Source organism: Billgrantia montanilacus (genome assembly GCF_003336675.1).
GTDB classification, from domain to species: domain Bacteria; phylum Pseudomonadota; class Gammaproteobacteria; order Pseudomonadales; family Halomonadaceae; genus Halomonas; species Halomonas montanilacus.
The window spans coordinates 170,598-188,145 of record NZ_QPII01000009.1 but is presented as its reverse complement, the minus strand read 5'-3'; the positions used below and the strand labels follow the sequence as shown (position 1 = coordinate 188,145).

14 protein-coding genes are annotated in these 17,548 nt (G+C 63.7%); 7 read left to right on the top strand and 7 right to left on the bottom strand.

Annotated features, from left to right (window positions below; genetic code table 11):
* Positions 1 to 391: 391 nt before the first annotated feature.
* Genes DU505_RS13650 through DU505_RS13635 form a run of 4 tightly spaced genes read right to left on the bottom strand, consistent with a single transcriptional unit; the run spans position 392 to position 6,094 of the window.
* Complete coding sequence (locus tag DU505_RS13650; RefSeq protein ID WP_114479543.1) at positions 392 to 3,250, bottom strand: FAD-binding and (Fe-S)-binding domain-containing protein; 2,859 nt, start codon at positions 3,248 to 3,250, stop codon at positions 392 to 394.
* Entirely contained in the window at positions 3,247 to 3,915 is a 669-nt protein-coding gene (locus DU505_RS13645; protein ID WP_114479542.1) for a LutC/YkgG family protein, read from the bottom strand. The genes DU505_RS13650 and DU505_RS13645 overlap by 4 nt, the downstream gene beginning before the upstream one ends.
* Positions 3,912 to 5,342, bottom strand: a complete 1,431-nt coding sequence (locus DU505_RS13640; protein WP_114479541.1) for a LutB/LldF family L-lactate oxidation iron-sulfur protein — start codon at positions 5,340 to 5,342, stop codon at positions 3,912 to 3,914. Before DU505_RS13640 ends, DU505_RS13645 begins: the two co-directional genes overlap by 4 nt.
* Positions 5,339 to 6,094: a (Fe-S)-binding protein gene (locus DU505_RS13635; RefSeq protein WP_114479540.1), complete on the bottom strand. Its 756-nt coding sequence runs from the start codon at positions 6,092 to 6,094 to the stop codon at positions 5,339 to 5,341. Before DU505_RS13635 ends, DU505_RS13640 begins: the two co-directional genes overlap by 4 nt.
* Before the next feature lie 373 nt (positions 6,095 to 6,467).
* On the opposite strand from DU505_RS13635, the gene DU505_RS13630 reads away from it, so the two are divergent.
* The 3 genes from DU505_RS13630 to DU505_RS13620 are packed head-to-tail and all read left to right on the top strand — an operon-like array spanning position 6,468 to position 10,554.
* Complete coding sequence (locus DU505_RS13630) at positions 6,468 to 7,241, top strand: GntR family transcriptional regulator (RefSeq protein ID WP_114479539.1); 774 nt, start codon at positions 6,468 to 6,470, stop codon at positions 7,239 to 7,241.
* Between the two features lie 39 nt (positions 7,242 to 7,280).
* Positions 7,281 to 9,179, top strand: a complete 1,899-nt coding sequence (locus DU505_RS13625) for a sensor histidine kinase (RefSeq protein WP_114479538.1) — start codon at positions 7,281 to 7,283, stop codon at positions 9,177 to 9,179.
* Positions 9,172 to 10,554 carry a sigma-54-dependent transcriptional regulator gene (locus tag DU505_RS13620; protein ID WP_114479537.1) on the top strand — a complete coding sequence of 461 codons (1,383 nt, stop codon included), beginning with the start codon at positions 9,172 to 9,174 and terminating at the stop codon, positions 10,552 to 10,554. The genes DU505_RS13625 and DU505_RS13620 overlap by 8 nt, the downstream gene beginning before the upstream one ends.
* Here the strand turns inward: DU505_RS13620 and DU505_RS13615 are convergent.
* The 3 genes from DU505_RS13615 to DU505_RS13605 form a co-directional block, all read right to left on the bottom strand.
* Positions 10,530 to 11,201, bottom strand: a complete 672-nt coding sequence (locus tag DU505_RS13615; RefSeq protein WP_114479536.1) for a metal-dependent hydrolase — start codon at positions 11,199 to 11,201, stop codon at positions 10,530 to 10,532. The genes DU505_RS13620 and DU505_RS13615 overlap by 25 nt on opposite strands.
* Before the next feature lie 95 nt (positions 11,202 to 11,296).
* The gene (locus DU505_RS13610; protein WP_114479535.1) at positions 11,297 to 11,845 is read right to left on the bottom strand and encodes a gamma carbonic anhydrase family protein; all 549 of its coding nucleotides are present in this window, start codon (positions 11,843 to 11,845) and stop codon (positions 11,297 to 11,299) included.
* 31 nt (positions 11,846 to 11,876) lie between these two features.
* Positions 11,877 to 13,217: a sodium-dependent transporter gene (locus DU505_RS13605; RefSeq protein WP_114479534.1), complete on the bottom strand. Its 1,341-nt coding sequence runs from the start codon at positions 13,215 to 13,217 to the stop codon at positions 11,877 to 11,879.
* 163 nt (positions 13,218 to 13,380) lie between these two features.
* Here DU505_RS13605 and prlC point away from each other — a divergent pair, with 163 nt between their 5' ends.
* The 4 genes from prlC to DU505_RS13585 all read left to right on the top strand — a co-directional run bounded on the left by prlC (position 13,381) and on the right by DU505_RS13585 (position 17,533).
* Positions 13,381 to 15,432, top strand: a complete 2,052-nt coding sequence (gene prlC / locus DU505_RS13600; RefSeq protein WP_114479533.1) for an oligopeptidase A — start codon at positions 13,381 to 13,383, stop codon at positions 15,430 to 15,432.
* 76 nt (positions 15,433 to 15,508) lie between these two features.
* Positions 15,509 to 15,754 (top strand): YheV family putative zinc ribbon protein, encoded by a 246-nt coding sequence (locus tag DU505_RS13595; protein ID WP_043518578.1) that lies wholly within the window; start codon positions 15,509 to 15,511, stop codon positions 15,752 to 15,754.
* Between the two features lie 2 nt (positions 15,755 to 15,756).
* On the top strand, positions 15,757 to 16,281 hold the full coding sequence (locus tag DU505_RS13590; RefSeq protein ID WP_220250717.1) for a hypothetical protein: 525 nt from the start codon (positions 15,757 to 15,759) through the stop codon (positions 16,279 to 16,281).
* A gap of 271 nt (positions 16,282 to 16,552) precedes the next feature.
* Entirely contained in the window at positions 16,553 to 17,533 is a 981-nt protein-coding gene (locus tag DU505_RS13585) for a TAXI family TRAP transporter solute-binding subunit (RefSeq protein WP_114479531.1), read from the top strand.
* Positions 17,534 to 17,548 lie beyond the last annotated feature (15 nt).

Sequence of the window (17,548 nt, the reverse complement as noted above, 5' to 3'; positions counted from 1 at the left end):
CCTCGCCAGCGCCCTGCGAGGAAGGCGTATTCTACTGAAGTGGCTGAGTTTGTCAACTCTCTTCGCGGCGCTCACCGGGGTGAGCCTGCTGCGAAGCGCCGGCCCTGCCGGCTGCCTTCAGTGTGGCGTGCATTCTACCGTCTCCGGCGCTTCTGTCAATCGCGAATCGCGTTAGCCGATTCGAAAAAACCAAACAGAAACAAGCACTTTCTCCACTTCCACCGCCGGTAACGTTTGCCCGTTGCCGGCAGCGGATGCGTACTTTACGGGCTGGGGGCCGCGGCCGCAAGGACTTTTGTCAGAAAATTTCACCGCCCGCCCGAAACGCCCGTCCACAGGCGGTTTCAGGCGAGTGGCTGTGGATAACCGGTCGCTTTCGGCTCGCCTGCCGCTATTGGCTTGCCCGATCGAGCAGCGACAGGATCGAACGGTAGGGGATCCCCCCATGCAGCGCCAGCCCTATCTCACAGGTCTTGGAATTGGAGTAGCCCGCATCGCAAGCTGCCACCTGGACGGCCAGCCCCTTCAGCGCCGAGGCATTGAGCTCCGGCGTGGAAAGCCCCTTGTCACCGGCGAAGCCGCAGCAGGTGATCTCCGCCGGGACCACCACCTCACGGGCACAGGCCCTGGCCAGCGCCACCATGCGCTCGCCAAGCCCCATATGAGTACTGGAGCAGGTGACATGTACCGCGACGCGTTCATCCAAGGGTGTGAGCTTGAGCCGTGGCAACAAGTGGTCATGGGCGAAGGCAACCGGCTCCTGCACCGACAGACGCTCATCCAGACACGATTGCATATGCAACACACAGGGGCTGGTGTCGCTGATGATCGGATAGCGACCGTTCTGGCTGGCCACCAGCAACTCGCGATTGAGCTCACGGGCCTTGTGCGTCGCCTCGTCGAACTGCCCCTTGGAGTGAAACGCCATGCCGCAACACAGATGCCCCGTCATCTCGGGCAGTATCACCTCGAAACCCGCCCGCTCCAGCAACGACAGAGTGATCTCCATGATCGAGCGGCTCTCGGCATCGCCATGGGTGGCACCGAACACTCGAGTTGCACAGGAGGGCAGGTAGACCACCTTGTCCCTTGATCCGCCACCGGGTGAGCGCTGCTTGAGGACTCGTATCGGCGCCGCCTTGGGCAGGGTGGGCACCCACTGGGGCACTCGGTTGCCACTGGCCTTCGTGATCGTACCGCTGACGCGGGAGAGCCCCTTCTCGCCCAGCACCGCACGGCCAACGCCTGCCATGTTCAGCACGCCCCGGGCAACACGCGTCACCCCGGAGAAGTGGCGCCCCACCCGCCGCGACAGATCGGCATGCTTCGCCAGTCGCTCATGACGCATCTCGCGGATCAGCTCACCGGTATTGATACCCACCGGACACTGGGTGGCACAGAGGCCGTCGACGGCACAGGTCTCGTCGCCGGCGTAACGATAGTCGCGGCGCAAGGACGCCAGCCGTTCGGCATCCGCCCCGTCGATGGCATCGCCCAGCGCCTCGAGTCTTGCCATCTCACGGGCAACGACGATGCGCTGGCGCGGCGTGAGAGTCAGGTCCTTCGACGGGCAGACGTGCTCGCAGAAACCGCACTCGATGCACTTGTCGATGATGTCGTGGGCCGCCGGCAACGGCTTGAGGTTCTCCAGGTGCAATGTCGGGTTGCGGCTGAGGATGACCTCGGGATTGAGCAGATTCTCGGGGTCGAACAGCGCCTTGATCTGCCACATCAGGGCGTAGGCTTCGGGCCCCCACTCCAGCTCGACATAGGGAGCCATGTTGCGTCCGGTGCCGTGCTCGGCCTTGAGCGAGCCGCCGTACTCGACGCCGACCAGCTGCGCCACTTCGTCCATCAGAGCCTGGTAGCGCTCCACCTCGCCGGGCTTCTCAAAGCCCTGGGGGAACACGAAGTGCAGGTTTCCTTCCAGGGCGTGGCCGAAGAGGATGGCCTCCGGATAGCCATGCCGATGGAAGGCATCGGTCAGCGCCTGAACGCCTTCGTCGAGGCGTTCGATGGGAAAGGCCACGTCCTCGATGATCACCGTCGTGCCGATGTCACGCACCGCGCCCACCGCGGGAAAGAGACCCTTGCGGATCTTCCAGTAGAGCTCGTAGGTGCCCTTGTCGCGGGTGAAGGTAACGGGCTCCAGGGTGTGAATGCCCTCAAAGATGTCACGCACCGCCTGAAGCCGCGCTTCGAGCTCGCCCTCGTCATTGCCGCGTACGTCGATCAGCAGCGCCGCCGCCCCTTCCGGCAGCGTCTTCAACACCTCGGGCATTCCCGGCTTGCGCTCCACCGAGCGCAGCGCCGCGCGGTCCATCAGCTCCACCGCGGAAACCGGCGCCGGCTTGAGGGCGATCGTCGCCCGGCAGGTGGTGGCCATGTCCGGCAGGAAGAGCAGCGCCGCGGCCTTCAGCGGCTCATCCACCACGGTGTCGAAGGTGATGGTGCTGATGAAGCCCAGCGTGCCTTCGGAGCCGATCATCAGATGCTTGAGAATCTCGACACCATCGGTGAAGTCGACCAGGCTGTTGAGCGCATAGCCGGTCGTATTCTTGAGCCGGTACTTGTGGCGAATCTTCTCGGCCAGTGGCGCATTGGCCCGGGTTTCGGCGGAAAGCCGCTCGAGCCCTTCGACGAGCTCGGCATGGCTACGCCGAAACGCTTCACGGCTGGCCGGGTCGGCGGTGTCCAGCCGGGTGCCGTCGGCCAGGATCACGCGGATATCGCGCACCGTGCGATAGCTGTTCTGTGCGGTACCGCAGCACATGCCCGAGGCATTGTTGGCAGCGATACCGCCGATCATGCAACTGCCGATGGAGGCCGGGTCAGGGCCGATCTTGCGGCCGAAGGGGGCCAGCACTTGGTTGGCCCGGGCGCCGATCACCCCGGGCTGCAGGCGGATCGCCTGCCCACCCTCGAGAATCTCATGACCACGCCAGCCCTGGCCCATCTGGATCAGCACGGAGTCGGTAACCGCCTGGCCAGAAAGCGAGGTGCCGGCGGCACGGAAGGTCACCGGCAGCCGGCGGGAACGACACGCCGCCAGCACTGCCATCAGCTCGTCCTCGCTCTCGGGGCGCACGATCAGCTTGGGAATCAGGCGGTAGAAGCTGGCATCGGTGCCGTAGGCCAAGGTGCGCAGCGGGTCATCGATCAGCCGATCGGCGGGCATGATCTCGAGCAGCTCATCCTTCAGATCATGCCAGGCCTCGGGCGTGGCCGGGTCAAGCGTTGCTGGCGTCATGGGCGCTCCTCGGCATGGCGTACAAGCACGATCAACTCACGGGGGCCGTGCACCCCGTAAGCCAGGGTCTGCTCGATATCGGCGGTCTTGCTCGGGCCTGAGATGAGCAATGCATTGGTGGGCATGCCGCCGGCCCAGCCATGGGCCTCGATGACATCGAAGAAGGTGTCTTCCAAGGTGTCGGCATCCAGCACGGCGATATGAATCGGCGGCACCAGGCTGATCAGGCGGGGTTCATCTGGAGTCGGCCACAGCCAGAGGCTGCCGGTCTCGGCAATACCACCCCGAGTGGACGTCAGGCCGGCATCCGTGGACGCGAACTGCTCCTGCTGCCACTCCTCCACATCACGATCGGCATCGATCAGGGTCACCTCCCCTTCGGCCAGGGCGGCACGCGCCTCGGCGGCAACCGGATGCTCGCGCCCCAATGCCAGCCGTCTTACCCCCTTGGCTTTCAGCAGCTTTGCCAGGTCGACCGTCCAGTTGCCACGGGAGGTATGGATGACCTCGCCATGAACGGAGCTGATCCACCGCTCGAAACGCTCCAGCCGCTCTTGCGCACTCCAGCCGCGCCCGGTAACGACGGCAAAATCGCTGTCAGGTGCCGTGAGCGGGCCATCGGTGCGCTCACGCAGGCGCTTGAGAATGTTATCGCGGGCGCTCATGACTCATCCTCCCCTTCCCGGCGGTGCGCCTTGACCAGCGCATGCAGTGAGCGCTTGGCCGGCTTCAGGGCCGTGCGGTATTGCGTCCAGGGCCCGAGCCTCGATGGCGTCAAGGCGCGCAGCTTGCCAGCCATGAGCAGACTTCCCCGCCAGGCTGAGGGGTGGGTCGCCAGCCACTGCCAGGTTTTCCAGGCCGCCACCTCCTTCTTGGTGCGCTTTACCCCGGCGCCGGGAACGTTGCCACGCCCCTCGCCCACCGCCTCGCGGCGCAGGCGCACCAGCAGGTCGGGAATCGGGATCTTGACCGGGCAGACCTCACCGCAGGCGCCACACAGGCTCGATGCCGTCGGCAGGTCCTTGGTCTCCTCCAGCCCCAGCATGTGGGGCATCAGGATGCTGCCGATGGGACCGGGGTAGGTGGTGCCGTAGCTATGACCACCAACGCGGGTATAGACCGGGCAGTGGTTCATGCAGGCGCCGCAGCGAATGCAGCGCAGGGTATCGAGCAGCTCATTGTCCTGGTAGATGCGGGAACGTCCGCTGTCGACCAGCACCAGGTGGACTTCCCGCGGGCCATCATGCTGGCCAGCCTTGCGCGGGCCAGAGATCATGTTGAAGTAGGTGGTGACGTGCTGGCCGGTGGCCGAGCGAGTCAGCAGGGCATAGAGCGGCGGCACATCGCGCAGGTGCTCGACCACCTTCTCTATACCCGTCACGGCGATATGCACCGGGGGTACCGTGGTGGTCATGCGACCATTGCCCTCATTCTCCACCAGGCACAGGGTACCGGTCTCGGCCACGGCGAAGTTGACCCCCGAGACACCCACGTCGGCATTCATGAAGCGCTCACGCAACTGGGCCCTGGCAGCAGCGGTCATGTAGTCGACATCCCGGGTTCGCTCGGTCCCCGTCTTCTCATGCATGATGTCGGAGATCTCGTCGGTATTGAGGTGGATCGCCGGCATGATGATATGCGAGGGGGTCTGCTCGTTGAGCTGTACCAGGTACTCGCCGAGGTCCGACTCCAGGGCCTCGATACCGGCCGCCTCCAGATGGGCATTGAGGTGCATCTCCTCGGACACCATCGATTTGCCCTTGATGACCGATTTCGCGCCATGCGATTCACACAGCTCACGGATGATCCGGCACGCCTCCTCGCCATCTTCGGCCCAGTGGACCCGGATACCGTTGGCCTCGCAGTTGGCCTCCAGTTGCTCCAGCAGGTTGGGCAGCTTGGCCAACGCCCTCAGGCGGATATTGGCGCCCAGCTCGCGCAGGGTTTCAAGGTCCCAGTCGCTGAAGACATCGCGGCGTTTGGCCATCAGGCCATCCATCGCCTTGCGGAAGTTGCCACGGATCTGGGGGTTGCCCAGGGCATCATGGGCCTGACGATGAAAGGCCCGCGGTGTATAGGTCTCGACGCTCATGATGTTCTCCGCCACAGGTAGCTGGCGATATGCTCGCCCTTGACCGCCTTGTTCTGGTGGTCAAAGCGGCCATTGATGTTCATCAGACAGCCACAGTCGGAAGTGACGAAGTGCCCGGCACCAGTGGCTTCGATGGCCAGCGTCTTGTCCTCGACCATGGCGGCGGAAACTTCCGGATGGCGCACCGCAAAGGTGCCACCGAAACCGCAGCATTCGGCCGCCCGCTCCTGCTCCACCAGCTCGACCTGGCCAAGCCTGGCCAGCAGCATCGGGCCGGTTTCGCCAAGCCCCATCTCACGCCGGGCGCTACAGGAAGTATGCATGACCACCTTTTCTGGCTGGCCACGGTCTTCGAGCCTTAGCTGGCAGACATGAACCAGATATTCCGTGAGTTCATACACCCGGCTTGCGACCTCGCCGGCCAGCACCTCCTGCTCACTACCGGAAAACAGCTGCGGGTAGTGGGTGCGCATCATGCCACCGCAGGAGCCCGAAGGAACGATGATCGGCCAGGGTTCCGGAAATAGCCTGAGCTGAGCTGCCGCCACGGCGCGAGCCTCGCTCTGATAGCCGGACGTATAGGCCGGCTGACCGCAACAGGTCTGGTCTTCGGGATAGAGCACCTCAATACCTTCACGCTCCAGCAGACGGATGCCGTCCAGGCCCGCTTCGGGATAGAACGTATCGACGAGACAGGTACCGAAGAAGTAGACCTTGTCGGACTTGGGCGGATAGAGTTTGACTGGCGTCATGAGGTTCCCTCACGGTCGGCCCGCGGGAAGCTGCGGACTGCGGTAGGATTTGCTGTGCCAGGCGTCGGCTGTTGTGTTCGATGACGTCGAGCTGCGCACAGGATTTGCCTTGGCTTTTTCTTTTTCGGTAAATTGGTAATACCAATTTACCGAAAAAGAAAAAGGCACATTAGGGTCCGGCTTGCACAGTGTCAAACGACAGGCGGCGTTTTGCCCCACCGAAATGGCTATACTTTGGTCTAAGCGGTGCAATAAACTGCTGCAAGCTCATGATAGTCGGCCAGATTCCCACGCCTTTTTCCGATTGCATCATGTCGCCAATCGCGTCAATATTGGTCAGACCAATTACGATTCGACTGTCAGGAAAACCTGCATGTCCTACCAGACCGTGCGCCAGCCCAAACTGGCCGATGTGATCACCGAGCGCCTCGAGGCCATGATTCTCGAGGGTAGCCTCAAGCCAGGCCAGCGGCTGCCTCCGGAGCGGGAGCTGGCCGAACGCTTCGGCGTCTCCCGACCTTCGCTGCGCGAAGCCATCCAGAAGCTGGCCACACGCGGACTGCTGACCAGCCGCCAGGGTGGCGGCACCTTCGTGACCCGCGAACTCAACAGCGGCTACAGCGACCCACTGCTGGACATGCTCTCCCGCCATCAGGAATTCCATCTGGACCTGCTCGAGTTCCGCGATGCCATGGAAGGTATATCGGCCTACTATGCGGCCTTGCGCTCCACACCGGCTGACAAGGCCATGCTGATCAAGCGCTTCGACGAACTGGAAGCCTGTTTCGCCGGCCGCAACCCGGAACTCGAAGCCAAGGCCGACGCCGCCTTTCACCTGGCGATCGCGGAGGCCGGCCACAACGTGCTGCTGCTGCATACCATTCGCGGCATCTTCCACCTGCTGGAAAAGAGTATCGTCGACAATCTGGCCCATCTGTTCGAGAAACCTCAGTCGCGCCCGCTGCTGATGAAACAGCACCGTGCCTTGCTGGATGCCATTCTCGAAGGCCGGGCCGAGGATGCCCGGGCTCGTGCCCACGAGCACCTCGTCTTCGTCGAGGAGGAGCTGCTGGAGATGGAGCGAGCCGAGACCCGAGCCCAGCGGGCGCTGCGACGCGCTCAGGCACTGCCCGAAATTCCGAGCTGAGGACACTCGCGCTTGAAAGGTCCGCATCGCCCACCGAGAATGTCTCGCTCACTGCGCCGGCTGTTGTTGCTGCTGTTGCCGCTGGGTATGGCCATGGTCATGTGGCAAGCCTCCCAGGCTGCCCGTGAACAGGCGCTACAGAACATGGTACGGGAAGCCGAGAACGAATTACGCCTTTCGGCTTCCGGTCTGGAAGGCCACCTGACACGGCATGACTACCTGCCGCAATTACTGGCCTCCCGGGAAATGGTCAAGCGATTCCTTGTTAATCGCGGCAACCAGGACCCCATGCCGCTGAACCTGCTGCTGGATCAGTTTCGCTACACGGCAGATGTCTCCGACGTCTACCTGCTCGATCGCGGAGGCACGACAGTGGCGGCCAGCAACTGGCATCGCCCCAATACCTTTATCGGTCAGAACTATACCTTCCGCAGCTATTATCAGGACGCCATCAACGGCCAGCGCGGCCGCTTCTACGGGCTCGGTGTGCAGTCATTGGAGAGGGGCTACTATTTTTCCGCTCCGGTGTGGCTTGACGAGACAGCACCGGACTCCCGGCCCAACGGCGTAATTGTCGTAAAGGTACTGCTCGATGCCGTCGAGGAAAGTTGGGCAGAACAGGATGCCGAACTGCTGGTCACCGATGCGGATAATATCATCTTCATGGCCAGCCGCCCCGAACTGCAGATGGCCGCTCTCCACCCGCTTTCGGAGGTTGAGCACCAGGCCTTGCTGGCCACTCGACGCTATGCCGACGAGCCGCTCTCCCCATCGGGTATCGAGATCTTCGAGTACCGGGAAGACGGCAGTCGCCTAGTGCGGTTTGCCGCTGGTCCCCTGGCCGAAGGAAGCTATCTTGGCCTGACCCGCCATATGAATGAGCTCGGCTGGAACATGCACATCCTCAAGCCGTTGGACTCGGTTAACAATGCGCAGTGGCTGGCCGCCCTTCTCGCCGGAGGCCTCTATGGCGTAGTGGTGCTGGCCGGTGGCATAGGCTGGCAACGCCTCAGGCTGCGACGGGAGCGGGAGCTGTTCGCCGAGCGTGAACGCCGCACGCTGGCCCGCGCCAGGGATGAGCTCGAGCGCAATGTGGAACATCGCACGCGCGATCTGGTGGATACCAACCGCCTGCTCTCCGACGAAATCGAAGAGCGCCGCCGGGCCGAGGAGAGCCTGCGCCAGACACAGGATGAGCTGATTCAGGCGGCCAAGCTCGCCGTCCTCGGTCAACTCGCTGCCGGCATAAATCATGAACTCAACCAGCCGCTCGCGGCGATCCGCGCCTATGCGGAAAACGCCCGTGCCTTTCTTGCCCGTAGCCGACAGGATGCCGCCGATGCCAACCTGGCCCAGGTCGTCGAGCTCACCGAGCGCATGGCAGAAATCAGCGCCCAGCTGCGTCAATTCTCGCGCAAGAGCGGCGGCACCCTGACCGCCGTCTCCGTGCAGGCCTGTATCGACTATGCGCTGCGCCTCTACCAGGCGCGGCTGCGCAGCAGCAAGGTGGAAGTCATTCGCCGCTGGCCCGACGAGGAGGTCTGGGTGCACGCCGACCTGGTCCGCCTCGAGCAGGTGCTGGTCAACCTGATCGGCAACGCTCTGCAAGCCATGGCCGACACCCCAGACCCGCAGTTGACCCTCGCTATCGACGCCGACGACCGCCAAGTGCGCATCAGGGTCGCCGATACCGGTCCGGGCATACCCGAGCAGCACCTGTCGCGCATCTTCGAACCTTTCTTCACCACCAAGATACCCGGCAGCGGGCTGGGGCTGGGACTCTCGATATCGTCACGCATCATCGACGACCTGGGAGGTCGGCTCGATGCCGCCAACCTCACTGGAGCCGGCGCCCTCTTCACCATTACCCTGACCCGTGACGGCGATCCCGAGAGATCCCGACTCGCACAGACCCAGGAGCCATCTTCCCATGCATGACCCGGCGGCCGCCCCGGTACTCATCGTCGATGACGAACCCCACCTGCGTATCACCGCCGGCCAGACGCTGGAACTGGCCGGCTACCTGCCCGAACCACACGCCAGCGCCGAGAGCGCCCTGGCGATGCTATTGCCTGACTTTCCCGGCGTTATCGTCAGCGATATCCGCATGCCCGGCATGGATGGCATGGCCCTGCTGAAGGAGGTGCGCCTGCGCGATCCCGACCTGCCGGTCATCCTGATCACCGGCCACGGTGACATCTCCACCGCCGTGGAGGCGATGCGGGAAGGTGCCTGGGATTTCCTGGAAAAGCCCTTTGCCGGCGAGCGCCTGGTGGAGATGGTGCGCCGTGGCGTCGACAAGCGACGCCTGAGCCTGGAGAACCGCCGGCTCAAGGCCGAGCTGGAAGCGCAGCAGGCCGCCCCAGGCCCACGCCTGGTGGGGCGCACCCTGGCCATCCAGCGCCTGGCTTCCATGATCCAGCGTATCGGCCAGGTGCAAACCGACGTTCTGCTGTTCGGCGAGACCGGCACCGGCAAGGACCTGGTGGCCCGCGCCATCCATGAGCGCAGCCCACGCGGCGGCCACCCGTTCGTCGCCATCAACTGCGGTGCAGTGCCGGAAAGCATCATCGAGTCGGAGCTGTTCGGCCACGAGAAGGGGGCATTCACCGGCGCCGTGGAGCGTCGTATCGGCAAGTTCGAACACGCCAACGGCGGCACCGTCTTCCTCGACGAGATCGAGTCCATGCCCCTGGCTCTGCAAGTCAAGCTACTGAGGGTGCTCCAGGAGCGCTGTGTCGAACGGCTGGGTGCCAACGAGCCTGTGCCCCTGGATATCCGGGTCATCGCCGCCACCAAGGTCGACCTCAAGGTCGCCGCCGAGGAGGGCCAATTCCGCGAGGACCTCTATTACCGACTCAATGTGGTCACCCTGCCGATTCCGCCGCTGCGGGATCGGCGCGAGGATATCCCGCTGCTCTTCCAGCACTTCGCCGTGGTCGCGGCCAATCGCAGCGGCCTGGAGGCGCCGCCCCTTGACGCACGTGGCGTCTCGGCGCTGATGGCCCATGACTGGCCCGGCAACGTCCGCGAGCTACGTAACCTGGCCGAACGCTATGTGCTGCTGGGTTCGGCTTTCGACTATCGCCTCGATGCCCTGCTCGAAGGCGTCGAGACCACCGGTGCCGACCTGGCCCTGCCGCAGCAGGTCGAGCTATTCGAGAAGAGTCTCATCAGCCAGTCGCTGGCCAGCCACCGCGGGCGTATCAATGACGTCTGCGAACACCTGGGCCTGCCGCGCAAGACCCTCTATGACAAGCTGAAGAAGTACGGGCTCAAGGCCGAGGACTACCGCCAGAAGGTCAAGCCCTGAGCGATCAGCTCGCCCAACAGCGACCAGGAAGGCAGCCAGGGCACCAAGCCGGCCACCAGCAGCAGCATGAGGAGAGAGTTGCGAGGGGCGCGGTAGTCGAACGGCTTGAGCGCCGTGCCGAAGGAGCGCTTGAGCCGCGCCCCGGTTAGATCCACGCTATAGAGCTCATCCAGCGCCAGGTGAATAAAATAGCCCAGCACCAGCGCCAGCCCTTGGGCCCAGGCAAGCCGACCCTCCTGGGCCAGGAAGTGGTAGCTGGCCACGCTGGTCGCCAGTCCGCACAGCACGGCGGCCAGCAGCGAGTGCCAGATCCCGCGGTGCACGGAGAAGCGCTTGAAGATCGGGCTCAGCACATGGCGTACCCCGATGTAGAGCCCGCCGCAGACCATCAGCAGCGCCCCCGGGTCCAGACGAGCGTGCAGCAATAGTACGCCCACCATCACCGCCAGCACGGCCATGGTATTGAAGATCAGCCGCACGGCGTGGGAGTGATCGGCATCGATATCGGGCAGGATGCCGCCGAAGGCGGTCAGTACCGCCAGCGGCAGTGCCTCGGCCGGTGTCCAGAGGCCGCCCTGCCAGCCGGTGACGGCCAGCAGGACACCGCCGCCCACGGCGGCACTGAGATGGGTGCGAAAATCGGCCATGCCGGGTCGGACTCCCTGAAGCCTTGGACAAGAGATACTGGATAAATCACCAGATTATCGCCCGACTCGGCATGAACAAACAACGTGTTAGGGGATTATTCCTGTGCTGCCAGATACTCGTCCTTGAGCTTCACGTAGTTGCCTGCGGTATAGGGAAAGAAAGCACGCTCGCTCTCCTTGATCGGCCGCATCGCCCTGGCCGGATTGCCGGCATACACATGCCCGCTTTCCAGGCGCTTGCCTGGCGGAACCAACGCCCCCGCGGCGATGATCACCTCATCCTCGACCACGGCGCCATCCATGACGATGGACCCCATGCCCACCAGAATGCGGTTACCCAGCGTGCACCCGTGCAGTACCGCCTTGTGGCCGATGGTCACGTCATCGCCGATGGTGAGCGGGAAGCCGTCGGGGTTGAAGTCGCTGGCATGGGTGATATGCAGCACGCTGCCATCCTGCACGCTGGTGCGCGCACCGATACGAATGCGGTGCATGTCGCCGCGGATGACCGTCATGGGCCAGACCGAGCTGTCATCGCCAAGCACCACGTCGCCCAACACCATGCTGGCCGGGTCCACATAGACCCGCTCGCCCAGGCTCGGGGTCACGCCCTTCCAGCTACGAATAGGGTTTCCCGCTTGCATCTCGCCTCCTTTGGCCGGTTCGTCGGCCATGTCATAGCAGCCCGGCAGCCAGCACCAGGACAGTCAGTGGGATCGATACCCAGCGTATCACCCCCAGCCAGAGGCGAAAGCCCGGCTCGCCGACACCCAGGGCGCCCCGGGCGGCCCCTTGCGGCATGATCCAGGCCGCAAAGACGGCTATCAGCAGACCGCCTGTCGGCAGGAAAATCTCGGTGGGTACCGTCGTCATCAGCTCGAAGACGTTCATACCCGCCACCGGACGCCATTCGGCCAGTGTCGAAAACGAGAGTACCGAGAGCAGACCCACCAGCCAGACCGCCACACCGATGACCGCTGCGGCCTGGCCGCGTCCGAGTCCCTGCCCCTGGAGCGTGGCGACTATGGGCTCGGCCAGGTTGATCGAGGAGGTCCAGGTCGCCAGCAGCAAAAGCAGGAAGAAGGTGCTCAACCACAGCGCCCCCCCGGGCAACTCGGCGAAGGCCACCGGCAGCGTCACGAACATCAGGCCCGGCCCCTCGGCGGGGTCCATGCCCTGGGCGAACACCACCGAGAAGATGGCGATACCCGCGAGCAGCGCCACGGCCACGTCGAGAACCGCCACCGCCGCCGCGGCTCTGGGCAGGCTCTGACGCTCGGGCATGTAGGCACCATAGGCCATCAGTGCACAGGCTCCCACTGCCAGGGTAAAGAAGGCGTGGCCCATGGCATGCATCACGACGAGGGGCGTTATGGCCGCGAAGTCGGGCTGAAACAGCCATGTCAGGGCCGGCCGGAATCCCTCCGTGGTCGCCGCATAGCCGGCCAGCAGAAGCAGCAACAGATACAGCAGCGGCATCAACAGGTTGTTGAGTCGCTCGAGTCCCTTGGCCACGCCGGCGGCCACCACGCTCATGGTCATGAAGAGGAAGAGCGTATGATTGAAGGCCATGCGCCGGGGGTCGGCAAGGAAGGCGTCGAACCCGGCCCCGATCTCAGCGGCACTGCGGCCGACGAAGTTGCCGTTGACCGACGCCACCAGAAACTCGATCGACCAGCCGGAGACCACGGAGTAGAAGGAGAGGATGCAGAATACCGTAAAGGCGCCGAAGAGCCCCAGCCAGCGCCAGTGGCCACTGGCACCGGCGGCAGAGGCGAGATGTCCCAGCGACTGCATGGGCGAACGGCGGCCGGCGCGACCGACCAGTATCTCGGCCATCATCACCGGCAACCCCAGCAGCAGCACGAACGCCACATAGAGAACCAGGAAGGCGGCCCCGCCGTTCTCCCCCGTGATATAGGGAAAACGCCAGATATTTCCGAGCCCTACGGCTGCACCGGTCACCGCCAAGATAAAGGCCCGCCGGGTACTCCAGCGCTCCAGGGTTGCGTTCATGCCGTCGGCCTCTCCTTCGTGAAGGCCGCAAGCCTAGCAGGCCGGCTCGATGGCACCAAATCTCTCGATCACTCACAATACATTGAAACCCGACCTGTCCGGCCGCATCTAAAGCCAATTACCTGGATCGCTTCAACCCATCCGCCCTGCTACCGAGGTGTGCATGTCCCATAATCCGCTGCTCGACTCCCACGACCTGCCACCCTTTGCCGAAATCACCCCAGCCCATGTGGTGCCGGCTATTGAAAAGCTGGTCGCGGAAAACCGTGATGCCATCGATTCGCTCGTCGCGCGTGCGCAGCAGGAGACGCCGACCTGGGAGAGTCTCGCCGCTCCCCTGGAGGCCCTCAACGACCGCCTCTCACGGGCCTGGTCGCCGGTCTCTCACCTCAATGGCACCATGAACACACCCGAACTTCGCGAAGCGTATCAGGCCTGCCTGGGCCAGCTCTCCGACTACAGCACCTGGCTTGGCCAGCATGAAGGGTTGTTCCGGGCCTGGCAGGCGCTGAAGGAGGGGCCTGCCTGGGAATCGCTGAATGAAGGCCAGCGCCGCAGCATCGACAACGCCCTGCGCGACTTCCATCTCGCCGGCGTCGATCTGCCCGCCGAGAAGAAGGCGCGCTACGGCGAGATCAAGTCACGGCTCTCCGAACTCTCCAATACCTTCTCCAACCAGCTTCTGGATGCCACCCAGGCATGGCACAAGGACATTGACGACGCTGCCCAGCTGGCCGGCTTGCCGGAGAGTGCCCTGGCGACGCTGGCCGCCAACGCCGAGGCCAAGAATGCGCACGGCTATCGCATCACCTTGGACTTCCCCAGTTTCTATCCGGTGCTGACCTTCGCCGACGACGCGTCGCTGCGCCGCGAGGTCTACACGGCCTTCGTCACCCGCGCCTCCGACCAGGGCCCCAACGCCGGCGAATACGACAACGCACCGATTATCGAGGAGACTCTGCGCCTTCGCCGCGAGCTGGCCGAGCTGCTCGGTTTTGCCACCTATGCCGACTACTCCCTGACCACCAAGATGGCCGAGTCCCCCCGGCAGGTGATCGATTTCCTGGACGACCTGGCCCGGCGCGCCGTGCCCCAGGCCCGCGAGGAGTACGATGAGCTCGCCGAGTTCGCCCGTAGCGAGCTGGGCATCGCCGAGCTGTCTCCCTGGGACGTGGGCTATGCCAGCGAGAAGCTTCGCGAAGCGCGACACGCCATTTCCCAGGAGCAGCTGCGCCCCTACTTCCCGGCGCCCCGGGTGGTGGATGGGTTGTTCCGGGTCGTCGAGCGTCTCTATGGCGTGACATTCCAGGAGGATGCCTCGGCCCCGCGCTACCACCCGGAAGTTCGCTACTTCCAGATCCTCGAACACGGCCAGGCCATCGCTGGCTTCTATCTCGACCTTTATGCCCGAGAAGGCAAGCGCGGCGGCGCCTGGATGGACGAGTGCCGCGTGCGACGCTGCCGTGAAGATGGCTCCCTGCAGCTGCCGGTAGCCTACCTGACCTGCAACTTCACCCGCCCGGTGGGCGACAGGCCCGCCCTGCTGACCCATGACGAGGTCACCACCCTGTTCCACGAATTCGGACACGGGCTGCATCATATGCTGACCCGTCAGACCGTAGCCGATATCTCCGGCATCAACGGAGTGGCATGGGACGCCGTGGAACTCCCCAGCCAGTTCATGGAGAACTTCTGCTGGGAGCGCGAAGGGCTGGACATGATTGCCGGCCACGTCGACACCGCCGAGCCGCTGCCCGCCGAATTGCTGGAACGCCTGCAGGATGCCAGGAACTTCCAGTCGGCCATGGGCCTGGTGCGCCAACTCGAGTTCTCCCTGTTCGACCTGCGCCTGCATCATGAGCTGGCCGCCCCCACGGCCGCCGAGGTGCAGGCGCTGCTCGACGAGGTGCGTGCCGCCGTCGCGGTGGTACCGCGGGCCGATTTCAACCGTTTCCAGAATGGCTTCAGCCATGTCTTTGCCGGCGGTTACGCGGCGGGTTACTACAGCTACAAGTGGGCTGAGGTACTCTCCGCCGATGCCTGGAGCGCCTTCGAGGAAGCCGGCATCTTCGATCTCGAGACCGGCCAGCGCTTCCGCCACGAGATTCTCGAGCAGGGGGGCGCCAGGGATGCCGCCGAGCTGTTCCGGGCATTCCGGGGCCGAGAGCCCAGCGTCGAACCGCTGTTGCGCCATAGCGGGATTCGTGCTGCCTGATTCGATACCATGTACTGGGTATCATCGACCGCCATCGGAGCATGTCCGCTCCGATGGCTGCCATACGGGAGTTTCCATGGCCGTTCAGAAACGTTTTATCGCCGGTGCCATCTGCCCGCGCTGTGCCGAGATGGACCGTATCCGCGCTTGGGAGCAGAATGGCATTCGCTACCGAGACTGCGTCAGCTGCGACTTCTTCGAGCAGGCACCCATCGAGGACGATGCCCATTCGGAGCTGGAAACCCGGGTCAACCGGGAGCGTGAGGAGCAGCGTTCAGACACGATTCAGACCGTCAGGATTCTCGACCCCAAAGGGCGCTGAGCGTGCCCGCCAAGGAAGCTGCACCCAACACACCACCACCCCGGGCCATGCGGCGGCATCTGGAACTGCTCGGGCTGTTTGCTGCAACGGCGCTGCTGCTGGCACGTCCCGACCTTGCCACCCTGGCGGCGGGACTTGGTCTGTTCCTGTGGGGCATGTCCCACTTGGAGGAAGGGATCAAGCGGCTTTCCGCCGGCACGCTCGATCGCTGGCTGCATAACGCCACCCGAAGCCCTGCATGGGCCATCGGCGTGGGCGCGCGCCACCGCCCTGGTGCAGTCCAGTTCGCTGATCACGCTGCTCGCCATGTCCTTCTCGTGCTGTTCGGCATCATTGCCACTGTGGTCATGCAATCGAGCCACGCCACCCTGCTGCTGACCTTGACCGCCCTCGCCTCGGGACAGCTCCCCTACCTCCCGGCCCTGGCCATCGCCATCGGTGCCAATGTGGGCACCACGGTGACGGCGGTACTGGGCGCCCTGGCCGCCGGGGCAGCCGCGCTGGTCGACTCACCCCAAACCAACTGACCTGGCGCGTGCGGTTTTCCGCACACATCAAGAGTCCAGTGTGCGATCATCCAGCCGGTCCTTGATCTTCAAACCCCGACTTTCGTCGCAAAGCAAGCGGATAAGCCTTTGATTTTTTTGTGGCGGAATTGTCACGGCACACAACCTGCTACGTTGTATTCTGGAATGCATCGCCTGGGTAACAAGCAAAACCAGGCGGCATCAGCCAGACTGATCAACAGCGGCCACTGTGCACGCTGGACGACAACCACAATTGCAACGGAGATACGCCATGCGCAACGTCACCACAATAGCGCTTACCGGTACCTTGGCCGGCGCCATGCTGATGGCAGCCTCAGCCCACGCAGACCGCGCCGACTGGCCGGATAACTTCACGGTGGGTACCGCAAGTCAGGGCGGCACCTATTTCGTTTATGGCTCCGGCTGGGCCAATCTGATTGCCGATGAACTGGGTATCTCCGGCGGCGGTGAAGTGACCGGTGGTCCGACGCAAAACCTGGCACTCGTTCACAGCGGTGATGTCGCCTTCGGCCTTACCACCATGGGTCCGGCCTCCGATGCCGTCAAAGGCGAGAGCCCGCTGGCTCCCGGCGTAGAAATGGATAACGTCTGCGCCCTGTTTCCGATGTACGAGACACCGTTCTCCATTACCGCACTCTCAAGCACCGGCATCACCTCCATCTCCGAGATTCCGGATGGAGCTCGCATCGGCTTCGGCCCGGCAGCTTCCACATCCGACACCTACTTTCCGGCCATTCTCGAGACCCTGGGCGTGAACTTCGAGCGCCGCAACGGAGGCTGGACAGACCTGGGTGGCCAGTTGCAGGATGGGCTGCTGGACGTCATCGCTTTCGCTGCCGGCATCCCGATTCCTGCAGTCAGCCAGCTCGAAGTCCAGACTGACGTGAATATCATTGAGTTCACCGAGGAAGAGCAGCAAACCGTCATCGATAATTTCCCCGTGGCAGCCTTCCAGATCCCGGCAAGCACCTATACCACGCTGGAAGAGGATGCCAACGCCGTTTCCATGTGGAACTTCGCCATTGCGCGCTGCGATCTGCCGGAAGACTTCGTCTATGAAGTCACCAAGGTGACCATGGAAAACAACGACAAGATGCGTAACGTGCACCGCAGTGCTGAAACCACCATCCCCGAGAACGTGGTGCACAATCAGGTGCTGCCTTTCCACCCGGGTGCTGTGCGCTGGTATCAGGAAAACGGCCATGAAATTGACGAATCGCTGATCAAGTAAGCATCGTCAAACTGA

Coding starts and splice junctions, on each gene's coding strand:
- DU505_RS13650 (WP_114479543.1), bottom strand. CDS start 3,250: ATGACGCCAGCAACGCTTGACCCGGCCACGCCCGAGGCCTGGCATGAT.
- DU505_RS13640 (WP_114479541.1), bottom strand. CDS start 5,342: ATGAGCGTCGAGACCTATACACCGCGGGCCTTTCATCGTCAGGCCCAT.
- DU505_RS13630 (WP_114479539.1), top strand. CDS start 6,468: ATGTCCTACCAGACCGTGCGCCAGCCCAAACTGGCCGATGTGATCACC.
- DU505_RS13615 (WP_114479536.1), bottom strand. CDS start 11,201: ATGGCCGATTTTCGCACCCATCTCAGTGCCGCCGTGGGCGGCGGTGTC.
- DU505_RS13645 (WP_114479542.1), bottom strand. CDS start 3,915: ATGAGCGCCCGCGATAACATTCTCAAGCGCCTGCGTGAGCGCACCGAT.
- DU505_RS13585 (WP_114479531.1), top strand. CDS start 16,553: ATGCGCAACGTCACCACAATAGCGCTTACCGGTACCTTGGCCGGCGCC.
- DU505_RS13625 (WP_114479538.1), top strand. CDS start 7,281: ATGTCTCGCTCACTGCGCCGGCTGTTGTTGCTGCTGTTGCCGCTGGGT.
- prlC (WP_114479533.1), top strand. CDS start 13,381: ATGTCCCATAATCCGCTGCTCGACTCCCACGACCTGCCACCCTTTGCC.
- DU505_RS13620 (WP_114479537.1), top strand. CDS start 9,172: ATGCATGACCCGGCGGCCGCCCCGGTACTCATCGTCGATGACGAACCC.
- DU505_RS13635 (WP_114479540.1), bottom strand. CDS start 6,094: ATGACGCCAGTCAAACTCTATCCGCCCAAGTCCGACAAGGTCTACTTC.
- DU505_RS13610 (WP_114479535.1), bottom strand. CDS start 11,845: ATGCAAGCGGGAAACCCTATTCGTAGCTGGAAGGGCGTGACCCCGAGC.
- DU505_RS13595 (WP_043518578.1), top strand. CDS start 15,509: ATGGCCGTTCAGAAACGTTTTATCGCCGGTGCCATCTGCCCGCGCTGT.
- DU505_RS13605 (WP_114479534.1), bottom strand. CDS start 13,217: ATGAACGCAACCCTGGAGCGCTGGAGTACCCGGCGGGCCTTTATCTTG.